This is a genomic window from Pseudomonas extremaustralis, from assembly GCF_900102035.1.
Lineage (GTDB): Bacteria > Pseudomonadota > Gammaproteobacteria > Pseudomonadales > Pseudomonadaceae > Aquipseudomonas > Aquipseudomonas extremaustralis.
Genome location: NZ_LT629689.1, coordinates 1,532,407 through 1,551,921 on the forward strand (window position 1 = coordinate 1,532,407; position 19,515 = coordinate 1,551,921).

Consider the following 19,515-nt stretch of genomic DNA (forward strand, 5'->3'; position numbering starts at 1 on the left):
GTGACCGTGGCGAGCCTGCTCGCCACAACAACAGGCTGGCTCACCAAAACCAAAGCCTCAGGGATTTTCCAGGTCATGCCCCAACGACTGGATAAACAACGAAAACAGCTCCGGCTGTGACGAGATATCCAGCTTGGCGTACAAATGCCGGCGGTGCACTTTCACCGTGTCCGGCGAGATGTTCAGGCGCTCGGCCATGGCCTTGGACGAGAACCCGCGCAGTACCAGGCGGGCGATTTCCAGTTCGCGGTCCGAGAGTACGCCGCAGCCGAATTGACTCAACGCATCGCGGATCTGGCTGTCCATCGCCGGTACGCGCCGGGTGCTTTGTTGCCAGTGCTGCTGCATCAACGGCAACACCCACGCCGCCAGGGTAGCCGTCAACCCGGTCTCATCCACGCTGAACCGCCGCTGCATGCCCAGTGACAGCGATAACGTTCCCGCGCCAGGCAACTGCAGGATGAACTGCACCTCGTCTTCCAGCACGTTGTCGTGGAAGTAGCTGAGGAAGTATTCGCTCTGGCGAAAATGGTCCGGTGCTACTTCCTCCAGGCGGTACACGCCGCTGGCATAACCTTCGCGGCAGGCCTGGAAAAACGGGTCGAGCAAATACAACCCATTGAGGTACGCCAGCATCGACGCCGGCTTGCTGCTGGGCTGGGCGTCGTATTCTTCCAGGGCCTGGGGCGCGCCATCGAGGGGGTAGAAGATCGCCAGTGCGTTATCGAACGGCAGGCATTGGTGCAGCAACAGCACCAGCTGTTTCCAGAACCGCTCGGTGCCGATGTGCGCGATGGTACGGCCCAGGCCTGCATGCATGCCGACTTCCCGAAACAGACTCATGGTTCAGGCTCCCACCCGCAAAAGATCGGCCAAGGGTTCGGCTTTTGCCGGGTATCGTCAAGGGGAGTACGCCAATAGGGGAATTGGCTGACATCAACCCAGCGCCTACCTTCCCATCTGTAGGAGCGAGCTTGCTCGCGAAAAACCCGAGAGCGCCGCGTATGTCGAAGGCGCCCGAGTCAACGTCAGTCCTTTTTGCGAGCCAGCTCGTTCGCACTCATTTCTGCCTCACACCAAGAAAAACGACAGAGGATAACGATATGAGCACTTCCCCTACGCCCGACGGCGTGCTGAAACCCACCCTGAGCGTCTTCGATGTAGTGACCATCACCGTGTCAGCGGTGACGCCCGCCAGCTCCGTGTTCGTGATCGCCCCGTTTGCCATCCAGCAAGCCGGCAGCGGCGTGTTCCTGGCCTTTGTGATCGCCGGGCTGCTCGCGCTGATGTTTGCCTTTTGCTACGCCGAACTGGGCCGCGCCCACAACAGTGCCGGCGGTGAGTACGTGTACGCCAAGCGGGTGTTCGGCGGCATGGCCGGCTATGCGACCTTCCTGACGGTGCTGGTGATGCTGTTGTTTATCCCGCCGGTCTTGGCCACGGGCGCGGCAACGTACCTGAATAACGCCCTGGGCACGAAGTTCGACTCGCAGACCGTCGCCCTGGTCATCGTGGTGTGCAGTTACGCCCTGGGCATCCTCAATATCAAGCTCAACGCCTGGATCACCGGCACCTGCCTACTGTTGGAAGTGGCGGCATTGCTGGTGATCGTGGTGATCGGCTTCGGTCATCCGGTGCAGCCGGCCAGCGTGCTGTTCCAACCGCAGATCGTCGAGAACGGCGTCATGCACCTGGCGCCATGGGCGCTGGTGATCGGCGCAGTGGGTATCGGTCTGTTTTCCTACAATGGCTACGGGCCAGCGGTGTTGCTGGCAGAAGACATGAAATGCGGCGGCAAGGGCGTGCACAAAGCGGTGCTGTGGTCCCTGGGCCTGGTGGTGGTGATCGAGCTGGTGCCGATCACCGCACTGTTGATCGGCGCGCCGTCCCTGAGTGCGATGATCAGCAGCCCGGACCCCATCGGCTACCTGCTGACCAGCCATGGCAACGAAACCCTGTCGCGCCTGGTCAGCGCCGGGATCTTCCTGTCGGTGTTCAACGCCATCGTCGCCATCGTCATCCAGATCGGCCGCGTGGTGTTCAGCAGCGGGCGCGATGCGTTGTGGACGCCGACCATCAATAAACTGTTCACGCGCATTCATCCGCGTTGGGATTCGCCCTGGTTGGCTACGCTGTTCCTGGCGATACCCTCGGCGCTGTTGAGCTTCAGTTCCAACCTGGCCGACCTCACCTCGTTCAGCGTGCTGCTGATCATCATGGTGTACCTGGTGGTGGCGTTGAGTGCATTGATGAGCCGGGTGCTGCTGCGCGACCGCGAGCATCCCTATCGCATGCCTCTTTGGCCTTTGCCGGCGCTGGCGGCCGTGCTGGGCGCTGGCTACCTGCTGGTGACCTCGCTCATGGTGGCCTCGGTGCGGGACATCATGATCATCATCGGCCTGCTGGCACTGTCGGTGATTCTGTATTGCATCAGTGGCCGGTTGAGTCCGGTCTTCCAGAAATTGTAAGGAGTGGTTATGCGCGCACGTCAATTGGGCATCACGTTGGGGCTGGGCACGCCCGGTGAGTTGAATGCCATCACCGATGTGCCGGGCGTGCGGGTCGGCCACTGCACGCTCAAGACCCGTATCGACGGCAAGCAGGTGCGCACCGGCGTCAGCCTGATCCAGCCGCGGGCCGGCGAGGCGCGGCAGCAGCCGTGCTTTGCCGGGTACCACGTGCTCAATGGCAACGGTGACGCCACTGGCTTGGAATGGATCAGCGAAGCCGGCCTGCTGACCACGCCGCTGGCCATCACCAACACCCACAGCATCGGCATCGTGCGCGACACCCTGATCGCCCTGGAGCGCGAGCGCCTGGCGGACCCGGCGGTGTACTGGTGCATGCCGGTGGTGATGGAGACCTATGACGGCCTGCTCAACGACATCTGGGGTCAGCACGTCAAGCCCGAGCATGTGCGTCAGGCGCTGGACAACGCCGCCAGCGGGCCGGTGCAGGAGGGCGCGGTGGGCGGCGGCACGGGGATGATCTGCCATGAATTCAAGGGCGGTATCGGCACGGCTTCGCGGCGCTTGACGGCGGAGCAGGGCGGTTGGACCGTCGGCGTGCTGGTGCAGGCCAACCATGGCAAGCGCCAGGAACTGCGCGTGGATGGCTACCCGGTGGGGCGTCGATTGATGGACATCCCGTCACCGTTTGCCGAGCGGGGCACGCCGGGCATGGGCTCGATCGTGGTGATCATCGCCACCGATGCGCCTTTATTGCCGCACCAGTGCCAACGCCTGGCGCAGCGCGCGTCCATCGGCATCGCACGCACCGGCGGTGGCACCGAGGACTCCAGCGGCGATCTGTTCCTGGCGTTCGCCACTGGCAACCGGGACTTGCCGGCGGCCGATTATGGGCGCAAGGATCTGCCCTTGAGCACGGCGTTGCAGATGGTCAATAACGACCATATCTCGCCGTTGTTCAGTGCGGCAGCGGAGGCGGTGGAAGAGGCGATCATCAATGCGATCCTGGCCGGTGAGGCCATGGTCACCGACGACGGCATCCAAGTACCCGACTTGGCGGGCGAAACATTATTGAGGGCACTGCACGACACCGGTTGGCGAGCGCCCAGCGAACGAACGCGCTAAAGGGATAATGCAGCGGCTCACTGATTGACCTCCCCTGCGTTGGTGCAGGGGCGTGCGTAGCGCTGGAAATCAGTCTTCCTTGCGTACCGTGGCGACGTCATCGGCCTTGACGCGGATGTGTTTGCCGGCGATGTCGGTGAATTCATAGAACCCGTCAGCGTTCTTGGTTTTTGGCGTGTCTTTGGTCAAATACTGTGTGCCGTTTTGCAGCGTCACGACGGTTTGCGTCGCGCAACCGGCCAATGCCAGAAAAGTGATTGCAACCAGGGGCAGACCCCACTTCTTCATGTTCATAATTCTTACCTTTAACCCCGAAAAATCCCACGCCAGAGGCGCAGGCGACAAATGTTACGCCATCGACTCCCCATCTGATCACTTTTAAACAAAAAGTTGCGCGCGCCATTTATCTATTACTGATTGCAACAAGGCTGCGGTGGCGTCACTCTGTATGCATAACCAGTATTCGATCAATGCGCACCATGGCCAATCCCCTCGAAGATCCGCTCTATTACCTGCATAACTTCCGTCAGGTCCTGCATTGGCTGGGGCAACGCTATGCCGATCTGCTCGATCCTGACGAACAGCATTTCATTCAGCAATTTGACAGCTTGCCGCAGGCCGCCCAGGCCTTGCTGGTGCGCATGGTGATGCGCAAGGGCGTGCATTTCCGGGCGAGCAAACTCAATTACCAAGAGATCGGTTGCCCCCACGCCGCGGCCGGGCCGCTGCTGGAGCTGGGTTGGCTCGACGCAGGATGCCCGCTGACGTTCGAGGCGCTGTTCGCGTTGTTGCAGAAGGGCGAAATCCTGGCGGCGTTCAAGCCCTGGATCGACCAGCCCAAGGGCAACAAAGCCGACTGGTTGGCGGGCTTGGCGGCGCAGTTCAGCGAATCGCGCAGTTTTGCCCAGTGGTGCCCCGACCTGGCCGACACGCTGTACAGCCTTACCGTGATGGACCTGTGCGATCGCCTGCGGCTGATGTTTTTCGGCAACCTGCATCAGGACTGGTCTGAGTTCGTACTGGCCGATCTGGGTATCTACACCTATGAAAAGGTCGAGTTTTGCGCCGAGTCCCGTGGTTTGCGCAGTCGTGCGGACTTGCACGGGTTCCTGTTCCTGCACCAGTGCCAGCAGGCGTTTGAAGCCGGTGAGGCGTTGGCGGACGTGTTGGCCCGTGTCGCGACGCTGAGCACCGACAACCCCTGGCTGGAAAAACGCCGGGCCAAACTGCTGTTCCAGGCGGGCCAGCATTGCGAGCGCAGCGCCGAATTGGCGCTGGCCGCGCAGATTTACCGCACCTGCGCCTACCCCGGCGCCAGGGCGCGGCTGATTCGGGTGCTGGAGCGCCAGGAGGATTACGCCCAGGCCCTGGCCCTGGCGAACGCCGCGCAACAGGCCCCGGAAAGCCCCGCCGAGCAGCAGCATCTGGTGCGTGTGCTGCCACGCCTGCGGCGCAAACTGGGCGAGCCGGCCGTGCCCAAGGCCAAGCCTCGGGCGGTCACGCGCCTGGACCTGGCTCTCACGCCGCCTGCGCCGCTGATGTCGGTGGAATACTGCGTGCAGGCCCACCTGAGCGAACCGGATGCGCCAGTGCACTACGTGGAAAACGGCCTGATTAATTCGTTGTTCGGGCTGTTGTGCTGGGAAGCGATTTTCGCGCCGCTGCCGGGCGCGTTTTTCCACCCGTTCCAGCGCGGGCCGGCGGACCTGCACAGCGAAGACTTCCATCAGCGCCGGGCGCCCTTGTTTGCCGCGTGTTTCGAGCAACTGCAGGATGAGCGCTACAAGGCCACTATTCGCCAGCGCTATAACGAAAAATGGGGCATCCAGTCGCCGTTCGTGTTCTGGAACCTGCTCAGCGAGGAACTGCTGGAGCAGGCCCTGGCCTGCCTGCCCGCCGAGCACCTGCGCTGCTGGTTCGAACGGTTGCTGCTGGATATCCGCGCCAACCGCGCCGGAATGCCGGACCTGATCCAGTTCTGGCCGGGGCAAAAGACCTATCGCATGATCGAGGTCAAGGGTCCCGGCGACCGCCTGCAAGACAACCAACTGCGTTGGCTGGAGTTCTGCGGCGAATACCAGATGCCCGTGACCGTCTGCTATGTGCGCTGGGCGGAGCAACCGGCTTGACCTACCAGGTCGCCGTGCGGGCGTTGTGTGAATTCACTGCCAAGGTCGGCGATCTGGACCTGCGCTTTACCCCGTCGCCCAGTGCCCAGGAAGGCATCGTCGGCCACCGCACCGTGGCTTCGCGGCGCAATACGCGCTACCAGAACGAAGTGGCCCTGGAAGGCGAGTACCGACAACTCAAGGTCAAGGGCAGGGCGGACGGCTATGACCCGGACGCCAATCGCCTGGAAGAAGTGAAGACCTATCGCGGCGACCTCGACGCCCAGCCGGCCAACCACCGCCGACTGCACTGGGCCCAGGTCAAGGTCTACGGCTGGTTGATGTGCCAAAAGCTCGGCTTGGGCGAGATCGACCTGGCGCTGGTGTACTTCGACATCGTCGGCGAAGGCGAAACCCTGCTCAGCCAGCGCTTCCAGGCCGCCGAGCTGGAGGCGTTCTTCAACCGCCAATGCGCGTTGTTCCTCGGCTGGGCCGAGCAGGAAATGCAGCACCGCGCCGCGCGCAACCATGCCGCGCAAACCCTGGCGTTCCCCCATGCCGACTTCCGCCCCGGCCAGCGTGTCCTCGCCGAATCGGTATACAAGGCCGTCAGCACCGGCCGCTGCCTGATGGCCCAGGCGCCCACCGGCATCGGCAAAACCATCGGCACGATCTTCCCGCTGCTCAAGGCCCTTGCGCCCCAGCAACTGGACAAGGTGTTCTTTCTCACCGCCAAGACCCCTGGGCGCACACTGGCCCTCGACGCCTCAGAGGTACTGTTCGCCAGCGGCCCCGACCTGCAACTGCGCGTACTGGAACTGGTGGCGCGGGACAAAGCCTGCGAACACCTGGACAAAGCCTGCCACGGCGAGTCCTGCCCCTTGGCCAAGGGCTTCTACGATCGCTTGCCCGCCGCCCGCATCGCCGCCGCCCAGGTGCGCCTGCTGAACCAGCGCAACCTGCGCGACGTGGCCCTGGCCCATGCTGTCTGCCCCTATTACTTGAGCCAGGAAATGGCGCGTTGGGCCGACCTGGTGGTGGCTGACTACAACTACTATTTCGACTTCGGCGCCATGCTCTTCGGCCTGGCGCAGCTCAACCAATGGCGTGTCGCGGTGCTGGTGGACGAGGCTCACAACCTGGTGGAGCGCGCCCGCTCGATGTACAGCGCCAGCCTCGACCAGTACAGCCTCAAGACCCTGCGCGACAGCGCCCCCGAGCCGCTGAAGAAACCCTTGCAGCGCCTCAACCGTGAATGGAATGCCTTGCACAAGGACCAGATTGCGCCGTATCAGGCCTATGCCGCCCGCCCGGAAAAACTCCTGCAAGCCCTGAGCCTGTGCGCCAGCGCCATGGGCGACTACTTCAATGACCATCCCGAGGCGCTGGCCGGGGAGCTGCAAGCCTTCTACTTTGAAGCGCTGCAATTTGCCAAGGTTGCGGAGCTGTTCAACGAGCACTTCATCTTCGATATCAGCAAGCGCACGTTCAGCGCCAAGCGCAGCAGCTCGACCCTGTGCCTGCGCAATGTAGTGCCCGCCGAATTCATCCGCCCGCGGCTGACAGCGGCGCGCAGCAGCGTGTTGTTTTCCGCCACCCTGAGCCCACGCCATTACTACGCCGACCTGTTGGGACTGCCGACGGACACGGCCTGGATCGATGTGGAATCGCCATTCGAGGCCGAGCAATTGCGTGTGCGTATCGTCGATGAAATCTCGACCCGCTTCGTGCATCGAGAGGCCTCACTGGACCCCATCGTCGAGTTGATCGCCTGCCAGTTCGCGCAACAGCCGGGTAACTACCTGGCGTTTTTCTCAAGCTTCGATTACCTGCAACAGGTGGCGCAACGCCTGGCCGAGCGGCACCCGCAGATCGCGCTGTGGCTGCAGTCGCGGGGCATGGCCGAAGCCGAGCGCCGGGCGTTTCTCGAGCAGTTCACCGAACACAGCCAGGGCATCGGCTTCGCCGTACTCGGCGGCGCGTTCGGGGAAGGCATCGACTTGCCCGGCGCGCGCTTGATCGGCGCGTTCATCGCCACCCTGGGGTTGCCGCAACTGAACCCGGTCAACGAACAGATGAAGCAGCGCATGGGCGCGATTTTCGGCGCCGGTTACGACTACACCTACTTGTACCCAGGAATCCAGAAAGTCGTGCAGGCGGCGGGTCGGGTGATCCGCAGCCAGCAGGACAAAGGCGTGGTGATGTTGATCGACGATCGCTTCGGCGAAGCGCGGGTGCGCCAGCTATTGCCACGCTGGTGGGCGATAGCCAGCGACTGACCGCGTTACGCCGCTTGACTCAAACCACCTCCAGATACGAGCGATGAATCGCCCGCGCCAACTCGCGCACGGTGTCGATGAATTCCGTCAGGCGGCTGTGCAAGCCATCTTCGAGGATTTCGTCGATCCCGGTGTAACGCAGCCGTGCTTCGAACTCTGCGGCCAAGCGCTGCGCGGTGCGGCCATAGCTGCCCGGCAGGTCCGCCAGAATATGGCTCAATTCCTCGATGCAGGCGTGCAATGAACGCGGTACATCGCTGCGCAGCAACAGCAATTCGGATACCGAGCGGGCATTCAACGCATTCGGGTACAGCTCCGTATAGGCCTCGAACGACGACAACGCGCGCAGCAGGGCGCTCCACTGGTAATAACCGCGGGCCGAGAGGTCGCTGACTTCCTCCGATTCCTCGCCAAACATCTCATAGCGCGCATCCAGCAGGCGCAGGGTGTTGTCGGCGCGCTCGACAAAGGTGCCCAGGCGAATGAACCGATAGGCGTCGTTGCGCATGATGGTGCCGGAGGTCGCACCGCGGAACAGGTGCGAACGCTGTTTGACCCAGTCGCAGAAGTGGCTGATGCCGTGCCGCGCCAGGCCGCCGGCAGCGATGCTGCGCATTTCCAGCCAGGTGGCGTTGAGGTTTTCCCACATGTCGGCGGTGATGCGCCCGCGCACCGCATGGGCATTGCCCCGTGCTGCGCGCAGGCAGTTGTAGATGCTGGCGGGGTTTTCTTCGTCGAGGGCGAAGAAATGCAGCATGCGCTCGGCATCCAGTTGCTGGTGGCGTTCCAGGTAACTGTCCAGGGTGCCGCTGCTGAGCAATGACATCGCCAGCTCATCCAGGCCATCGTTGCGCCCGGCCTGGGGCATCAATGACAGCGAATAACTGACTTCCAACATGCGCGCCAGGTTCTCGGCGCGCTCAAGGTAACGGGACATCCAGTACAGGTCTGCGGCGGTTCTACTCAACATACTCAGCCCTCCACCACCCAGGTGTCCTTGGTTCCGCCGCCTTGCGACGAGTTGACGATCAGCGAGCCTTCACGCAGGGCGACCCGTGTGAGGCCGCCGGGCACCAGGCGGGTTTCCTTGCCCGACAGCACAAAGGGCCGCAGGTCGATATGCCGGGGCGCGATGCCGTTTTCGACAAAGGTGGGGCAGGTGGACAGGCTCAGGGTCGGTTGGGCGATGTAGGCATGGGGACGTGCCTTGATGCGTTGGCGGAAGTCCTCGATCTCGGCGGCGGTGGACGCCGGGCCCACCAGCATGCCGTAGCCGCCGGAGCCCTGGGTTTCCTTGACCACCAGTTCCGGCAGGTGGGCCAGCACATGGGACAGTTCATCGGGCTTGCGGCACTGGAAGGTCGGCACGTTTTGCAGGATCGGTTCTTCGTCCAGGTAGAAACGGATCATTTCTGGCACGTAGGGGTAGATCGACTTGTCGTCGGCCACGCCGGTGCCGATGGCATTGGCCAGCACCACATTGCCGGCGCAATAGGCCGCGACCAGGCCGGGCACGCCAAGCATCGAGTCGGGGTTGAACGCCAGCGGGTCGAGGAACGCGTCGTCGATCCGGCGGTAGATCACGTCCACGGCCTTGGGCCCATCGGTGGTGCGCATGAAGACCTTGAGGTCGTGCACGAACAGGTCGGCACCTTCCACCAGTTCCACGCCCATTTCCCGTGCCAGGAACGCATGTTCGAAAAATGCGCTGTTAAAGCGTCCGGGCGTCAGCACCACCACGTTGGGGTTGTCCAGGCGGCTTGAGCTTTTGAGGGTCTTGAGCAGCAGGTTGGGGTAGTGGTCCACCGGCGCGATGCGCTGCTTGGCGAACACTTCGGGGAACAGGCGCATCATCATCTTGCGGTCTTCGAGCATGTAGCTCACGCCGCTGGGAGTGCGCAGGTTGTCTTCGAGCACGTAGTAGGTGCCGTCGCCATCGCGCACCAGGTCGACGCCGGAGATGTGCGAGTAGATGTCGCGGTGCAGGTCCAGGCCGACCATGGCCTGCTGGTAACCCTCGTTGCCCAGCACCTGGTCCGCCGGAATGATCCCGGCCTTGATGATGCGCTGGTCGTGGTAGATGTCGGCGAGGAACATGTTCAGCGCATTGACCCGCTGGATACAGCCGCGTTCGATCACGTTCCATTCGCTGGCGGGGATGCTGCGCGGGATGATGTCGAAGGGGATCAGGCGTTCGGTGTCTTGCTCGTCGCCATAGAGGGTGAAGGTGATCCCGGCGCGGTGGAACAGCAAATCGGCTTCGCGACGACGCTGGGCCAGCAGTTCCGGCGGCGTGTTGGCCAGCCAGCGGGAGAAATCCTGATAGTGCGCACGGCACACGCCATTTGCGTCATTCATTTCGTCAAAGAAAGATCGAGCCATTTCAGTACCTTGTCAGTGCCAAAGGAAGCCTTGGGGGGCACTGCCGCTTTAAACAACGCATTTTTTTATGAGCCCGTGGCTGAGGGTGCCAATGGGCCTGGTCCTTACTTTCTTTTGGGGTCGGCTCTGGGTCGGGGGGTAACGAATGTTCCTGTATTCGGGCAGATGAACGAATAAAGCAATGCCTGTGCCGAAACGCTATTCCGCCCCCACCTAACGCCCTGTAGGCGCGAGCTTGCGCGCGAAAAACCCCAGAACACCTCGCTTATCCGGAATGCCCGCGTCATCGTTGGCGACCTTCGCGAGCAAGCTCGCTCCTACAAGGAAGCTTTATGCCCTGACTTGGTGCGTGACATCCCGCCGACCCAGGTCCAGGAAAACGACTACAGTCCAGACTTCAAGCACCAGCCTTAAACCGATGCCGATATCGATCCCCAAGGCGGGTAAAGGAGACGGTCATGTCAGACGAACCGAAAGAAGAACCGGAAGAAGAACTCAACGATCCGGGCAATGAAGACCCCGGCTCCCTGATGGACGATGCGCAAGTGCCGCTCAGCGAGCCAGATGACGCTGCGGATGGGGGCCATACCGAAGAAAATCAGCATTGATAGGGCATTGGCGCTCCTAGCGCTCCAGTAGCAGCCGCTCCAAGGTCGCGACCGGCAGCGGCCGGCTGAACAGGTAGCCTTGAATCTGGTCGCAGCCGGCCTCTTTCAAGAAGGCCAGTTGTGCCTGGGTTTCCACGCCTTCGGCCACCACCCGCAGGTTCAGGCTATGGGCCAGTTCGATAATGGTGCGGGTGATGGCCGCATCCTGCGGGTTGCTGGTGACTTCGCGGATGAACGCGATGTCGATTTTCAGCGTGTCGATGGGAAACCGCCGCAGGTACGCCAGGCTCGAGTAGCCGGTGCCGAAGTCGTCGATGGAGATCTTCACGCCCATGGCGCGCAGGCGCTGCAAGCTGGCGATGGTGTGTTGGGTGTTTTCCATCAGCGAGCCTTCGGTCAGCTCGACCTCCAGGCAATGGGGCGCTACTCCGAACGTGGCGAGCGCCGAGGCGATATCGGCGATCAGGTCGCCTTCGATCAATTGATGGCCGGACACGTTCACCGACACTTCCACGGCGCCAATCGCCGTGCGTTGCCACGTCGCAATCTGCTGGCAAACGCTATCGATCACCCAGCGTCCCACCGTCACGATCAATCCCAGGCTTTCCAGGATGGGCACGAACACGGCCGGAGACACCGCGCCATAACCGGGCCGATCCCAGCGCAGCAACGCTTCCAGTGCACAAATCCGCCCGCTGGCCAGTTCGACCTTGGGTTGGTAATGCAGGGTGAGCGCCTGCCGTTCCACCGCTTGGCGCAGGGCGTTTTCCAGGTCCTGGCGGGTCAGGTCATGCACATGCATGTGCGCGGTCTCGTTGTTCTGGCCGCGCAGTTGCTGCTCAAGCATCAGGCTATGGTCTTTCAACTGGTCGCCATGGGTCTTGAGCCGCAGCAGATTGCGCACCCGCAACCATAATTCGATGCGCTCCACCGGCTTGCTGATGAATTCCTCGGCGCCGGTCTGCAGGCCATTGATGCGGGCGCTCGACTCGCTCAGGGCCGAGAGCATGATGATCGGAATGCTGGCCGTGGTCTCGTCGCCCTTGAGTTGGCTGGCGACTTCGTAACCGTCCATGCCCGGCATCATGATGTCCAGCAGGATCAGGTCGGGAAGACGTTGGGCAATCAGGTCCAGCGCTTCTTCGCCGCTGCCCGCGCTCATGGTCTGGTAGCCCTCGTGTTGCAGCAGGGTTTCCAGCAGCTTGCGAATCTGCGGTTCGTCATCGACGATCAGGAGCGTTGCGGGTTGGCTGGCCATGGAGAGGACTCATGTGAGAGGTGTGATGTTGTTTTGCAGCAGTGTGTCGATCACCTGGTACAGCTCTTTGTAGCGCAACGGCTTGATGATGTAGGCATCGCAACCGGCCAGCCGGGTCTTTTCGCGGTCTTCCTTCATGGCCATGGCGGTCAGGGCGATCACCGGGATATGGGCGGTGAGCGGGTCGTGCTTGAGCAGCGCGGTGGCGGCCAGGCCGTCCATGCCCGGCAACTGGATATCCATCAGGATCAGCGCCGGTTGCCGTTCACGAGCCAGGGTCAGGCCGATCTCGGCATCGGCGGCCCACAACACCGTGTGCCCGGCGTTGACCAGCAACAGCCGCGCCAGGCGCATATTGGCCTCGTTGTCTTCGACGATCAGGATGTCGGCCATGCAGCCTCCGAGGCGCGGTGCAACGGTAGCCACACCACGAAACGCGCGCCCAGGCCGACCTGGCTGGCGACCGCGACGCTGCCGCCGTGCAGTTCGGTCAGTTGCTTGACCATCGCCAGGCCCAGTCCCGTGCCTTCGAATTTGCGCGCCAGGCTGCTGTCGATCTGGCTGAAGGCCTTGAACAGCTGGCCCATGTCGTCCTCGGCAATGCCGATGCCGGTGTCGCTGACGCTCAATTCAAGAAATCGCTGCTGGGCACTGGGCTGCAAGGCAAAACCGTACACCGGCCATTCGCCGGGAATCCGGCCGACCTGTTCGCGGTCTACCTGACGCACCGCCAGGGTCACCGAACTGCCGTGTTCGCTGAATTTCACCGCATTAGCCAGCAAGTTGTAGACGATCTGCTTGGTCTTGCGCAGGTCCAGCAGCAACGTGCCGAAGTCTTCCTGGCAGTCGAGCTTCAATTGGATGCGCTGCAGGGCAGCCTTTTCGCGCACGATCAACAGGCTGTTGGCCAACAAGCCGGCGAGCGCCACGGCCTCCAATTCCAGGTCCATCATCCCGGCCTCGACTTTGGACAGGTCAAGGATGTCGTTGATCAGCGACAGCAAGTGCTGGCCGCTGGTGAAGATGTCGCCGATGTATTCGCGCTGCACCTCGCTCATCTCGCCCACCAGCCCATCCTTCAGGGCCTCGGAAAAACCAATGACCGCATTCAACGGCGTGCGCAGCTCGTGGGACATGGTGGCGAGGAATTCGGACTTCATGTGGCTGGCATGTTCCAGCTCCAGGTTCTTTTCTTCCAGCGCGCGTTCAAACCCCTTGCGCTCGATTTCTTCCTGCTTGCGCGCCGTGTTGTCGGTGCCGATCAACAGGTAGCCGATGATCGTGTCATGGCGGTTGCGCAGGGCGGTCACCGAAACCATGGCCGACAGGCGGCTGCCGTCCTTGCGGATATACGTGAGCTCGTAAATGTCTTCGATGCCACGGGAAGCCTTGAACACCAGGGCTTCGAAACCCGGGGTGATGGGGGTGTCGAGTTCGAGGCTGAGGGCGGCGGCGCGGGTGATCAATTCGGCGGGGTCGGAGATGTCGGCGGGGGTGATGCGGTTCAGCACGTCGGCGGCGGCGTAGCCGAGCATGCGTTCGGCGCCGACATTGAAGATCTGGATCACGCCTTTTTCGTCGGTGGCGATGCTGGAGAAGCGGGCGCTGTTAAAGATCGCGTCTTGCAGGGCGCCGGCCTTGAGCAGGGTTTTCTGGCGTTTGAACTCAACGATCTTTTCGGCCCTTGACTGGGCTTCGGGCGGGGTACCAAGGGCTGATTTGTCCACTGCGGTATTTTCCATGCAGATCAGGCGTGGCCGTGTCAGTGACAGGGCCGCAGAGCATGCTCACAGAAAATCGCGTGAACGCGATGAGGAGGAGATGAAGTGCTTGGACAATAGCAGATCGCGTGCGCAACACGTTACGCACACACTCAAACGGGTGTATGGAAAAAAAGGGCGGCTAAGCGCCCTTTGGTCGGGTGGCGAGGCTCAGAGCACGATGCTGCTGATCACTTGGGTGCTGTCGTCCGGGTCAGTGACGGTATGGAACCCCAGGGCGTGGGTCAGCTCGCGCAGCCCCGTGTTGGTCGCCGCATCCACGGTGTACATCAACTTGAAGCCGTTTTTGCGGGCGGTGGTCATCAGGTGCTGCATCAAAATGCGGCCCAGCCCCAGATGCTGCCAAGGGTCGGCCACGGTCACCGCACACTCGCATTCTTCCTCGCGGGCGGCGGCGTAACGGGCGACGCCGATTTCGATCAACTGGCCGTTGTCGTGCACCAGCGCGATAAATGCCATGCGTTGCTGATTGTCGACATCCATCAATTGATCGAGCAGGTTTTTGCCGGGCTCGTTGATTTCACCCAGAAAGCGCGCGTGCCGAGACTCGCGGGATAATCCCTTGATGAAGTTGTATTCCCGTTCACGGTCTTCGGCAGTCAGCGGGCGGACCAGCACATGGCGACCGTCGTCCAGTTGTTCGATCCAGTGTTCGTGGGGAATGGCCGCATAGGCGGCAGCGGCTTGCCTGTTGTGTTCTGCAATGGTTGGCATAGCGTGACCTCCAGGGATGGGATGGGTTCGGGGCAGCGCCCTTTCAGTTGGTTTGTACGCCTTTACCGGCAGGCAAAGCTGATATGGATCAGATCAGCGTTACTCCGGGCCATGGCGATGACAGCCGGCAATGAACGCCTTGAGTTGCGCCAGGTCGAGGATCTCGACGTTGCGCCCGCTGATATGCACCAGGCCCAGTTTGCGCAACTGCGCGATACTGCGGCACACCGTCTCCAGTCGCAGGCCCAGGTAGGAGCCGATTTCTTCCCGTCTCATGCGTAATACAAAAGAGCGCGCCGAATAACCGCGTCGACTCATGCGTGCCGAGAGGTTCAATACGAATGCAGACAGTCGCTCGTCGGCGTTCATATTGCCCATCTGCAATAACATGCTGTGATCGCGAACGATTTCGCGGCTCATGATTTTGTTTAAGTTATGTTGCAGCGACGGTATCTGACTGGCCAGTCGTTCAAGTTGACTGAAATGCACCGGGCACACTTCGCTGTCTTCCAGAGCGATGGCATGGCAGGCGTGTTTGTCGGCGCTGATGGCATCCAGGCCGAGCATTTCCCCGGCCATTTGAAAGCCGGTGACTTGTTCGCGGCCGTCCACGGACAGTATGCAGGTCTTGAAGAAACCGGTATGCACCGCATACAGCGAGCGCAGAGGGTCTGCGGTGCGATACAGCGAAGTGCCCTTTTTGACTTTGAGTCGTTGGGGTATCAACGTATCCAAACGATCCACTTCGGCTTCTGTCAGGCCGATGGGCAAGCACAACTCCAAAACACTGCAGTTAGCGCAGGCTGTTTTTAAATGTTGGGTTTGTACAAGGAAAGGTGTTGACTTCATGCCGAAAGCCTCTTGCACACAAAGATTATCTTTTCACTAAACATCCAAGTGCCAGGAAAAGATAGGTGCAAGTTGGACTTCCGCAAGTTCTTCGTTGCGTTCGAGGGAAGAGGACGGCAATGCAGCTATTCAAATGAGTGAATTAGCCGGTTTCCCTCGCTGCGAACGCTGCAGCGAGGGGGGGCTGGTCACCACGATTCAATCGATCATTTGCGGCTCAACCATCCATACGCTGCACGGCATCTTGTACAACAGCGACTCGGCAGTACTACCCAACAGCCGCGACAGGCCGCGATGACCGACGCGCCCCATGACGATCACATCGACGTTATAGGCATCGGCATAGCTGGCCAGCACTTTCGCCGGGTTGCCCAGGATCATATGGCGCCGCTCCTGCGAGATACCGTTGCGCTTGACCAGTGCATCGAAGGCCTGGCCCTGATCATCGAACAGGCGTTTGGCCGCTTCGGAGGAGAAAACCCGGGCGCCGCTGCCAAACCCATACTGCTGGGCGCCCAGGTCCGACAGGTCGTGGGCATAAATCACGTCCACTTCGGCATTGCAGGCCGTGGCCAGCTTGTCGGCTTCGTGGAGGATGCGGTCGTTAAGGCTGTTGTAGGCCTCCTCGTGATGAAACGGGTCGACGGCCGCCACAATCCTGCGTGGCAGTGCGTGCAGCGCGGCGCTGACGAAATGCAGCGGCACCGGGCATTCGCGGATCAAGTGCACGTCCAGCGGCGTGAACATCAGCCGCGACAGCAGAGACTGATGCTCCAACGCCTTGATCACCACGGCCATTGGCTCTTCCTTGAGGCGCACCAGAATCTCCTGCAGCGGGCGCTCCACCCACGCCACTTCGGTGGTGACGGTCAGGCCGAGTTTGCGCAGGGGCCTGGCCTGGTCTTCCAACCACTGGCGATGGCGCTCCACATAGCCGATGCGCATCTGTTCCAGCGCCTGCTCGTTGACCAGGCCGGCGGTGGCCAAGCCTTCCAGGTAGTCGAAGGCCAGGATATGCAGGGCCGCGCCTCCGGCTTTGGCCAGGGCGGCGGCCCTGTCGTACGCCGGGCTGTGTTCCATCAATGGCGAAACCAGCAGCAAGTAACGATCTTGAGCGGACATGGGCGATCTCCCTTGGGTAACCCGTGGATAGCATCGGCAGTGATGCCTGCTCCAAATGATGGCGTTGGGCGTTGCCGGCGGTTTGACTTGCATCAAGTCGACTTGCGCCAGAGGCAAGCTCAGCGACACCCGGTCGGGCCTGTCGATCAATCCGGGGATAGTTGATCGTGATCAACTTGTGTGGGGCCCGCACGGGGCAGTCTGGTCACCAATCGGATTTTCCCAGGCACAGGAGATCACCCCGTGGCAACCATGAGAGCAGCTGTTTTCGTTGAGAAAAACCGCATCGTACTTGACGACAAGCCCATCCCCGAAGTCGGCCCGCTGGACGCCTTGGTGCGAATCACCACCACGACCATTTGCGGCACCGACGTGCATATCCTGCGTGGCGAGTACCCGGTGGCCAAAGGCTTGACCGTGGGCCATGAACCGGTGGGCGTGATCGAACGGCTGGGCTCCCAGGTACGCGGTTTCGTCGAGGGCCAGCGCGTGATTGCCGGGGCCATCACCCCCAGCGGGCAAAGCTATGCGTGCCTGTGCGGCTGCAGCTCCCAGGACGGCCCCGACACGCGCCACGGCTTTCGCGCGGCCGGCGGGTGGAAATTCGGCAATACCCTCGATGGCTGCCAGGCCGAATACGTGCTGGTCCCCGATGCGCTGGCCAACCTGTGCCCGATCCCTGATGGCCTGAGCGACGAACAAGTGCTGATGTGCCCGGACATCATGTCCACCGGGTTTTCCGGCGCCGAGCGCGGCGAGGTGAACATCGGCGATACGGTGGCGGTGTTCGCCCTGGGCCCGATCGGCCTGTGTGCGGTGGCGGGGGCCCGCCTCAAAGGCGCGTCCATGATCATTGGCGTGGACGGGGTCGCTGAACGCATGAATGTCGCGCGCGGCCTGGGCGCTACCCATATCGTCGACTTCAAGAAAGGCAATGTGGTCGAGCAGATCATGGCGTTGACCGACGGTCGCGGGGTGGATGTCGCCATCGAGGCGCTGGGCACCCAGGGTACGTTCGAGTCGGCGTTGCGGGTGTTGCGTCCGGGTGGGCGAGTGTCCAGCCTCGGGGTGTACTCCAGCGACTTGCACATTCCCTATGACGCCTTCGGCGCAGGCCTGGCCGATTACAGCATCGTCTCGACCCTGTGCCCTGGCGGCAAAGAGCGCATGCGGCGCCTGATGGCCGTGGTGGCGAGCGGACGGGTGGACCTGTCGCCCCTGGTGACGCACCGCTTCAAGCTCGACGAGATCGAGGCGGCTTATGACCTGTTTGCCCACCAGCGCGACGGTGTGTTGAAAGTCGCGATTACTCCCTGAAGGCGTCCGTGGGGCGTCACTCGAGGCCAAGGATGCTGATTACTATCACGCAACAACAGGCGCCGCTTCGCTGGACCGTGCATATGGACGCCTGGTTCGTCCACTTCGATAGCCAGGCGCAGGCCGAGGCTTTCGTTCAACGCTTGCAGGCGCGTCTGGATGCGCCTCATCCGTGGCCGAGCACGGGCGTGCCCGGTTCGGCGAATAAACCCGTGGGGTATGCAACACCGAGATTGATCCGCAGCGGCAGGTATGGATGACAGGCACCCTGGGATTTGCCGGCGCCGCCGCCGCACTGGGCATCGGCATGCTGGTGGGGCTCGAGCGCGAGCGTCATAAGGGGCAGGGCGAGTACCGGGCCTTTGCCGGTTTTCGCACCTATTCGATCACCGCGTTGCTCGGCTACGTCACTCAGCAGGTCGGCGGCGCCGTATTGCTGGGACTGATCGCGGTATGCCTGGGCGTGCTTGCCAGCACCGCTTACTGGAAGACCGAGGACAAAGACCCCGGCATTACCAGTGAGGTCGCGCTGTTCACCGTGCTGGTGCTGGGCGCCTTGTGTGGGATCAACCCCGCATTGGCCACGGCCATCGGCGTGGTCATGGCCGGCCTGTTGGTGTACCGCCAGAAACTGCATGATTTCGCCCGCAGCCAATTGACCGACGCCGAGATGCGTGACGGCCTGTTGCTGCTGATCGTGGCGCTGGTGGTGTTGCCGCTGGCGCCTGACCGTTACTTCGGCCCCTATGGCGCGCTGAATCCACGGGCTATCTGCACCCTGACCGCATTGCTGATGGCAATCGGTGCGGTGGGGCATGTCGCGGTGCGTGCCCTGGGCCCGCGTTATGGCTACGCCGTCGGCGCCATTGCCTCGGGATTCGCCTCCAGCACCGTGACCATTGCCGCCATGGGCCAGGCCGTGGCCAAGGAGCCGAACCACCTGCGCACCCTCGCGGCGGCCGCGATCTTCTCGAATGTGGCGACGATGGCCCAGGCAGGCTTGATCCTCGGCACCGTGGCGCCGGCCTTGCTGGTGAAGATGGCCTGGCCGCTGCTCGCCGGGCTTGTCACTGCGGTGCTGTATGGGATGGGCTTGATGTTACGCACGGGGGCGGTGCCCGCCAGCCAGACCCTCGAGGTCGGCGGCGCGTTCGATCTGAAGCTGGCGCTGCTGATGGTGTTGATGCTGACCGGGATTACGTTTGTGTCATCGGTGATGCTGTATCACTTCGGCCAAGTGGGTGTGATGTTGACCGCTACCGTGAGCGGGTTCGCCGACGCTCACGCCTCTACCGCTTCGATTGCCGCCCTGGCCACCAGCGGCCAGCTCTCCCTGGACGCCGCAGCCATCCCCATATTGCTGGCAATCAGTTGCAACTCCGTGAGCAAGTGCCTGGTGGCCTGGGTCAGCGGCGGTCGTCGCTTCGCGGTCTATGTGATTGCCGGCCAGGTGTTGCTGACCGGCGCGATGTGGCTCGGCACGCTGGTCAGCTAGCCGCCGCTG

General features: G+C 62.2%; 18 protein-coding genes. 8 read left to right on the forward strand and 10 right to left on the reverse strand.

Going from position 1 to position 19,515, the window contains the following annotated elements:
• Window positions 1–57: 57 nt before the first annotated feature.
• Window positions 58–843 (reverse strand): helix-turn-helix transcriptional regulator, encoded by a 786-nt coding sequence (locus BLR63_RS07355; protein WP_010562971.1) that lies wholly within the window; start codon window positions 841–843, stop codon window positions 58–60.
• Window positions 844–1,103: 260 nt separating this feature from the next.
• Between BLR63_RS07355 and BLR63_RS07360 the strand changes: the two genes are divergently transcribed.
• Window positions 1,104–2,468 (forward strand): APC family permease, encoded by a 1,365-nt coding sequence (locus BLR63_RS07360; RefSeq protein WP_010562970.1) that lies wholly within the window; start codon window positions 1,104–1,106, stop codon window positions 2,466–2,468.
• A gap of 9 nt (window positions 2,469–2,477) precedes the next feature.
• Window positions 2,478–3,593 (forward strand): DmpA family aminopeptidase, encoded by a 1,116-nt coding sequence (locus tag BLR63_RS07365; RefSeq protein ID WP_010562969.1) that lies wholly within the window; start codon window positions 2,478–2,480, stop codon window positions 3,591–3,593.
• A 69-nt stretch (window positions 3,594–3,662) separates the two neighbouring features.
• Here the strand turns inward: BLR63_RS07365 and BLR63_RS07370 are convergent, their stop codons facing one another.
• Entirely contained in the window at window positions 3,663–3,887 is a 225-nt protein-coding gene (locus tag BLR63_RS07370; RefSeq protein WP_010562968.1) for a YgdI/YgdR family lipoprotein, read from the reverse strand.
• 185 nt (window positions 3,888–4,072) lie between these two features.
• On the opposite strand from BLR63_RS07370, the gene BLR63_RS07375 reads away from it, so the two are divergent.
• On the forward strand, window positions 4,073–5,722 hold the full coding sequence (locus tag BLR63_RS07375) for a VRR-NUC domain-containing protein (RefSeq protein WP_042946412.1): 1,650 nt from the start codon (window positions 4,073–4,075) through the stop codon (window positions 5,720–5,722).
• Window positions 5,719–7,980 (forward strand): ATP-dependent DNA helicase, encoded by a 2,262-nt coding sequence (locus BLR63_RS07380; RefSeq protein ID WP_010562966.1) that lies wholly within the window; start codon window positions 5,719–5,721, stop codon window positions 7,978–7,980. The genes BLR63_RS07375 and BLR63_RS07380 overlap by 4 nt, the downstream gene beginning before the upstream one ends.
• 19 nt (window positions 7,981–7,999) lie before the next feature.
• Here the strand turns inward: BLR63_RS07380 and BLR63_RS07385 are convergent, their stop codons facing one another.
• On the reverse strand, window positions 8,000–8,950 hold the full coding sequence (locus BLR63_RS07385; RefSeq protein ID WP_010562965.1) for an alpha-E domain-containing protein: 951 nt from the start codon (window positions 8,948–8,950) through the stop codon (window positions 8,000–8,002).
• Window positions 8,951–8,952: 2 nt separating this feature from the next.
• Window positions 8,953–10,362 carry a circularly permuted type 2 ATP-grasp protein gene (locus tag BLR63_RS07390; protein WP_010562964.1) on the reverse strand — a complete coding sequence of 470 codons (1,410 nt, stop codon included), beginning with the start codon at window positions 10,360–10,362 and terminating at the stop codon, window positions 8,953–8,955.
• Window positions 10,363–10,820: 458 nt separating this feature from the next.
• Here BLR63_RS07390 and BLR63_RS31465 point away from each other — a divergent pair, with 458 nt between their 5' ends.
• Complete coding sequence (locus BLR63_RS31465; RefSeq protein ID WP_010562963.1) at window positions 10,821–10,970, forward strand: hypothetical protein; 150 nt, start codon at window positions 10,821–10,823, stop codon at window positions 10,968–10,970.
• A 16-nt stretch (window positions 10,971–10,986) separates the two neighbouring features.
• Here BLR63_RS31465 and BLR63_RS07395 read toward each other — a convergent pair whose 3' ends face one another.
• The 6 genes from BLR63_RS07395 to BLR63_RS07420 all read right to left on the reverse strand — a co-directional run bounded on the left by BLR63_RS07395 (window position 10,987) and on the right by BLR63_RS07420 (window position 16,694).
• Complete coding sequence (locus tag BLR63_RS07395) at window positions 10,987–12,228, reverse strand: EAL domain-containing response regulator (RefSeq protein WP_010562962.1); 1,242 nt, start codon at window positions 12,226–12,228, stop codon at window positions 10,987–10,989.
• A gap of 9 nt (window positions 12,229–12,237) precedes the next feature.
• Window positions 12,238–12,621 (reverse strand): response regulator, encoded by a 384-nt coding sequence (locus tag BLR63_RS07400; protein WP_010562961.1) that lies wholly within the window; start codon window positions 12,619–12,621, stop codon window positions 12,238–12,240.
• Window positions 12,606–13,970 (reverse strand): sensor histidine kinase, encoded by a 1,365-nt coding sequence (locus BLR63_RS07405; protein ID WP_050901312.1) that lies wholly within the window; start codon window positions 13,968–13,970, stop codon window positions 12,606–12,608. Before BLR63_RS07405 ends, BLR63_RS07400 begins: the two co-directional genes overlap by 16 nt.
• 189 nt (window positions 13,971–14,159) lie before the next feature.
• Window positions 14,160–14,723: a GNAT family N-acetyltransferase gene (locus BLR63_RS07410; protein WP_010562959.1), complete on the reverse strand. Its 564-nt coding sequence runs from the start codon at window positions 14,721–14,723 to the stop codon at window positions 14,160–14,162.
• A 99-nt stretch (window positions 14,724–14,822) separates the two neighbouring features.
• Window positions 14,823–15,572 carry a fumarate/nitrate reduction transcriptional regulator Fnr gene (gene fnr / locus BLR63_RS07415; RefSeq protein WP_042946410.1) on the reverse strand — a complete coding sequence of 250 codons (750 nt, stop codon included), beginning with the start codon at window positions 15,570–15,572 and terminating at the stop codon, window positions 14,823–14,825.
• A 198-nt stretch (window positions 15,573–15,770) separates the two neighbouring features.
• Window positions 15,771–16,694: a universal stress protein gene (locus BLR63_RS07420; protein ID WP_010562957.1), complete on the reverse strand. Its 924-nt coding sequence runs from the start codon at window positions 16,692–16,694 to the stop codon at window positions 15,771–15,773.
• 243 nt (window positions 16,695–16,937) lie between these two features.
• On the opposite strand from BLR63_RS07420, the gene BLR63_RS07425 reads away from it, so the two are divergent.
• Genes BLR63_RS07425 through BLR63_RS07435 form a run of 3 tightly spaced genes read left to right on the forward strand, consistent with a single transcriptional unit; the run spans window position 16,938 to window position 19,506 of the window.
• Window positions 16,938–18,011: an NAD(P)-dependent alcohol dehydrogenase gene (locus tag BLR63_RS07425; RefSeq protein ID WP_010562956.1), complete on the forward strand. Its 1,074-nt coding sequence runs from the start codon at window positions 16,938–16,940 to the stop codon at window positions 18,009–18,011.
• Window positions 18,012–18,043: 32 nt separating this feature from the next.
• Window positions 18,044–18,271: a hypothetical protein gene (locus tag BLR63_RS07430; protein WP_010562955.1), complete on the forward strand. Its 228-nt coding sequence runs from the start codon at window positions 18,044–18,046 to the stop codon at window positions 18,269–18,271.
• On the forward strand, window positions 18,268–19,506 hold the full coding sequence (locus BLR63_RS07435) for an MgtC/SapB family protein (protein WP_010562954.1): 1,239 nt from the start codon (window positions 18,268–18,270) through the stop codon (window positions 19,504–19,506). Before BLR63_RS07430 ends, BLR63_RS07435 begins: the two co-directional genes overlap by 4 nt.
• Window positions 19,507–19,515: the final 9 nt, after the last annotated feature.